The 5,481-nt window shown below is 31.2% G+C and carries 5 protein-coding genes; all 5 read right to left on the bottom strand.

Translation table 11 applies throughout. The annotated features are described in order from the left end of the window. Nucleotides 1-143: 143 nt before the first annotated feature. Nucleotides 144-1,238 (bottom strand): DUF5677 domain-containing protein, encoded by a 1,095-nt coding sequence (locus D3H64_RS08730; RefSeq protein WP_121565857.1) that lies wholly within the window; start codon nucleotides 1,236-1,238, stop codon nucleotides 144-146. Between the two features lie 154 nt (nucleotides 1,239-1,392). Next, nucleotides 1,393-1,875: a hypothetical protein gene (locus D3H64_RS08725; protein WP_121565856.1), complete on the bottom strand. Its 483-nt coding sequence runs from the start codon at nucleotides 1,873-1,875 to the stop codon at nucleotides 1,393-1,395. Between the two features lie 54 nt (nucleotides 1,876-1,929). After that, nucleotides 1,930-3,189, bottom strand: a complete 1,260-nt coding sequence (locus tag D3H64_RS08720) for a hypothetical protein (protein WP_121565855.1) — start codon at nucleotides 3,187-3,189, stop codon at nucleotides 1,930-1,932. Between the two features lie 1,315 nt (nucleotides 3,190-4,504). Further along, entirely contained in the window at nucleotides 4,505-4,978 is a 474-nt protein-coding gene (locus tag D3H64_RS08715) for a hypothetical protein (protein WP_121565854.1), read from the bottom strand. Further along, a complete protein-coding gene (locus D3H64_RS08710) occupies nucleotides 4,978-5,412 on the bottom strand; it encodes an abortive infection family protein (protein WP_233554929.1) in 435 nt (144 codons plus the stop codon). The genes D3H64_RS08715 and D3H64_RS08710 overlap by 1 nt, the downstream gene beginning before the upstream one ends. Nucleotides 5,413-5,481: the final 69 nt, after the last annotated feature.

The following is a 5,481-nucleotide window of genomic DNA, read 5'->3' as shown; positions in this document are numbered from 1 at the left end:
AGCCACAGCTCTCCCTTTGTGAAAAATTTAGGGGGTGGCTAACTTGTACTTGAAATTTACGAGTATAAAATAATGAAACGTCATTAGCTTAATTAAAAATTATAAAAGTCTGATTGCTATTCTAAAAGGTTAGAAGTCTCAATTTAATCAATAGAACGCTTTAGATTTTCTTCATATTTAAGTTGCTGTTCAATTTCATCTACCCTAGAAAAAGACTTTTCCACGATAATATCTAGGATTTTTATTTGTATTAACCTATCAATTGTCGGATCTAATCTTAAAAATGATTTTGTGGTATCAAATAAAGACACTAACAACAATTTAAAAGGCACACTCAGGCCAGCATTGGAAGGGCCAAACACAAGAGTATCATATGGATCCACCTCATATAATCGGTTATGAAGCCCATATGGTGTTACATGAATAAACTGACATGCTTCATCATAAAATGACTTCAAGTTATCCAATCCACTATATGAAATTAAATTAGAGAAATACATTTGTTTTTTATTCTTTTTATTTATAAACGATCTAGCCCATTCATAATTCTTTTTTAATTGTTTAACTCTAGATTCTTTAATATTTAATTCATTAATTTTATTATTAAACTGCTTTATTTCAACCTCAGTTTCAGCTAATTCAAGTGATCTAACAAATGCTGAAGCTAGATATTCTTTTACAACAATTCCTATATTTTCAGAATCTTGCTCAGCTGCCTTTTCTAAACAATTCATAATTACACTAACTTCATATAAGCTTCTCCACCTAGAAAAAGCAGCCTCACTATAGCCTCCTTTTAATAAGGTAATCATTTCTTTTGCAAGGAGAATTGACTGTCTTTGAAGTTGAAACATTATTGAAAAATAAACATCTATATTTTTTCTTCCATTGTCACTTATTGCGGTTTTATTTAATATTTCCTCCATTAATTCTCTGGTAGTTTCAACCGAAATAGTAATATATAGTTGTGTAATATAAAATGCATCTAGCCACCTAAATTGCAAGCGGGATTCAAATTCCTGCATAATCAGCCGATTCTCTTCATACATAATTGGTGCTTTAGGCTCTAAAACTTCCAAAATGGATATCGCATGTTTAGAAATAAAATCTTTAGAAAATATTGCATCTAAAAAGTTATTAACCTTCTGATCGATTTCTAACTCACTTGTACCTTCTCTGTTTCTTAACTCATTCACTAATTCTTGTATTTTATCTGAAAGAATACTTTGATAGGTCATACATCTTCTCCTATGAGTTTCTATAAAATAATACTAAATGTTTATATAGTTTAAACAGGCTTAATCTGAGAGTTTTTTGTTTTATTATATATATTTTTAAACTAGTATTGTTTTCAAACTGAATTTTTTTAGATCAACTATAGGTTATACACGCTTAACATCTTTTCCGTGAATTTTGATTTCTATATTGTGAGTTTTTACGCTTCAATGAATTTCTTATATATTCAGCGGTGATTTCTGTTAACGGAATACCTATGGCTTGCTTATAATTAAAACCTAATAATTGCATTGTTCTCAATGTATCTACTTGAATAAGATTAATCAAAGCATCGATTCCTTCTGGCTTATTTTCGCCTTTAATTCCTAATAATTCAATAACTCTCCTAACAGTAGTTTGAAGATAGCTGATATCTTCATCAGTTAAATTAACAGATTCATAGGCTTCTTTATATTCAAGTGCAATATTTTTTAGTTCCTGGTTCTCAGAAATTAATTGACTAAAAATATTCTCATATTCTTCAATAACTCTTTTATTATCTCCACTTGCTTTTAATGTCCTTATAGTTTCAAATGCTTTACTTGCAACGCCAGAGTTTATAACTTTTTCCAATAATGTAGCAGTCAAAATAACGTCCATATTAATTCTCCTTTTTGGTCAAAATGTATTAGATCTATGTATTAATATTGGCATTTAAGGCACCCAGAGATCATTAATTTTAAAAGGATATAAAACCCATTCCCCATTTGCCTTTTGTGGTAGCGCTAAATCTGAGGATTCATTACAATAGTTGATCTTAAATTCTAAATCAGATGTTATCGCTTCATCGGAATCTTTTCTATGCCATGTAACTTCAATCATTATACAAGTTGAAGAAACAGCTACCTCTTTTAAATCAATTATTTTAAAAGTATCTAGAATTTTATTGCTAAAATAACAATTACATTCTCTAGCTAGTTTTTCTTCATCGATAAATTGCGAAAAAAGCTTCTTAGAATACTTGGCCATCTCTCCATAATTCTTATTCTTCCATGCCTTTAACCAATTAATTAAAGGCATTAGATATGGATAATTGGGGTATTCCTCAACATTGAAGAAATTTTTAATATCTTTTTCGACGTCAATTTTTCTAGGTTCCCAGGAACTAACTATATCTTTATCTCTTTTTAATTGTAGAAGTTGCTCAAGTAGACTTTCTTCTGAAATATCTTCATTCTCTCGATCAAAATCAGCCTTTCTCTTGTCTTCACTTTCAACCATCTTAGTCCAATCAGAGAGCGCTAACAAAAAAACTAATATTTTACATGATACATATTCATTAGCAAAATTAACATCTCTACCATGTAGAATACCATTACGAAAAGGAACTTTAATCATTTCTTTTCGAGTTTTATTACGACCTTTAGAGAATATGCCCTTTACTTTTTGTAAGCTTTCTTCGATCCCAACTATACAGTTCCAAGATGTCATTTGAGTTCCGCTTGCAAATAATCCTTTATTTTCAGGATTCACATCATTTACTATACCATCACAAATTAGCAACCCTAAAGGTATACTGGCATAAAAGTCTTGCTTAAAGTGATGATCCATGAAGGAATTTATTAATTCTCTCCTAACTTTAAAGGCATCATTACTGTAATTAAGATGATTGATGTATGCTCTATCCTTGTCTAAATAGTATTCAAGTAACACATTTGTACCGAATTCTTTACCATCTTTTTTTACTTTACTATTTGCTTCTTGAACCAATTCAAAATTGATCGAATCGTAAACACACCACCCATCATCAGAAAAATTTGAAATAAAATCCCTTAACTCCTTATCCATTTGTTCAATTCTTTCGCATGTATTAGTATATTCCTTTCTCTCCTGATCAGACAAAAAATTAATACAAAGGTTAATGTTATCAATATACTCATATAATTTAACTATTGATGGTAATTCAGAAATCATAGATTCGTCCTTTCTAAATCCATAATAAAAACTTAACCACATTTTTTATAAATTTACTATACCATAGCCTTAATTTTAATCAAGTAAATAAACACAATATATTGGGAATTTAATTAAAAAACGACCCAATATATTGTGTTTAGCTAAGGGGTAGTGTTGATATGTTATCATTCATTGACACTACCTTTCCACGTATTTAAAAAGAGCCATGGATTTCCCACCAAGAAGTTACCCCTAACCTAGAAAGGAAATTCATATGACTCACTCTTATTTTTAAACGAAATCAATTTGATATTAAAGACCTAATTCTTATTCCTATTAAATTCCCCAAGGCTATCAATCGCAATCAGCCCCCACTCTCTCATTTCCTCTTGAAAAGTTCTTCCCGGCTTGCGGCCTCTCTGATTGTCTGAGTGATCTTCCTGGATAGTCGCTCAACACCATTCAAGTCTGTTCCAACTATTGATTCTCCTAAATAAAAGTTACGGCAGTAGCTTGAATAAATGACTAGGCCTGTGAAAGCTTATGACAGAAGATCGGGTGGATCCCGCCGGTAATAATAGTTGAGCGTTGAAAAAGACAACTTGAATTTGATGATCCTTAATCTCCTTGGCAAGTTCTCCTAAGTGCTTCCTTTTTAAGTACGGTATCTCTCCCCCCAACTCGATTACCTGTGACACCTAGCCCTCATAAATATTCTTCCTCAGATGCGATACTTTCCGCATCCTTATACTATAGAGTGGCTGTTACAGAGTCACGAAATCACCGAGTAAGATTAGAGTCCTAGTTCAGCACTTGCAGCAATTAAGGATTCTAAAGCCGAAGGGTTCACTTCATCTCAAGGCAGATCAAACTGCCTATCATTAATGATAACCAAGGACTTCCTGAAATTCTTTAGAACGGTCAATTTCCCAAAAGCAAAGCATCGATAGAGTCAATCGATACTGACACGCACAACCACTTCATAGACAGGATATTCAGTTGATGGGCTGATGTGGTTGGGGAATTACTGTCATCAAAAATTAAACCAATCAATCCCCGCAAGGAATAGAGACATAGCAAATGACATCCTTGCTTTTGATAATCCACTTCAGCAAAATATAAATTTATTCCAATTACGCTAGCATAGTCGCATCGCTACTATAAAATGAATCTCCAGCTATAACTTTAACCATAGGTTTTAATTAATACATCAAATTAATAATCGACTATCTTATACTTTATTACCATATTATTAACTTAAAGAAGATAATTTAATTCGCCATGAACAACTAATACCAAATATTTTCAGATTTAGCTAAACAAAAAACTGAGATTATTGATCATTGCTTCTTGTAAGTTCGACTTTCTTGATCAAAGGTAAAAGTATTGCATATAATGAAATAATAGAAACTATAATCGAAAAGCCCTTTTCATCAAGCGATAATGCTAACCACATAGTAATCCACACAGGAATAAACGAACGCCATAAAAACTCTTGAATTCTTAATAAATCTTGTTTTAAGAACCAACCTAATAAATTAATAAGTAAAAGTATGACAAAGAAGATAATAAATAATAAAAAGAACGAAATAAAAATATTTTCATTTGGATTATATAAATTTATGAGAAATAACGAATCGTATATTGTTCCTGAAATCCGTACTATAGACAAGGAATATTTAAGTCCATTCATAAGGATATTAATGGAATAAAATAGAATAATGATTGCAATCAAGATGATCAAACCTGCAGCAATAACCTTAATGAAATCACTTAAATAACTTAAAAAGCCTTTTAAACCCCTCATTATCTTTCCATCTCGCTTCTTTCAACGCTTGTTGAATAAGTATCCCACAAATAGCGAGTCAGAGCGATACTAGCTCCAACACATAGTTCAGCATGTCTTTCACTAAGTCCTTTAAAAGTAGAAGAATGTCCATGACCACTGCCATAAAAGTTTCTCAATTCATTTATTCCTGCAATTAAACCATTAAGAGAGCCAGTAATTTTCTTAAGAATTTCTCTTTCAGTTTTATTTGTTTCAAGTTCGTCATTGGAGATATTTAAAAGCTCTAATGTTTTTTTAACAAGTTTATTAAAATTTATTGAATTCGGAACAGTTTCTCCATTTCTCTCAATAATCGTCTTACAACAGCTTTCAAGTACTTCTTTTGACTTACCAATTGATTCAGTTGGGTTATCTTTACACATCTTTACCATAAAATTAATTTGTTGATTCATATATTCATGTATTTGGTAAACTAAAAATCAGCCAAGTGGCAATTAAAAATCCAGCCGCTTGACCAACAA

Origin of the sequence: Atopobacter sp. AH10, assembly GCF_003664595.1 — a bacterium.
GTDB lineage: Bacteria > Bacillota > Bacilli > Lactobacillales > Aerococcaceae > Atopobacter.
Note: the sequence above shows the minus strand (reverse complement) of the source record. Positions and strands in the feature narration are given on the sequence as shown.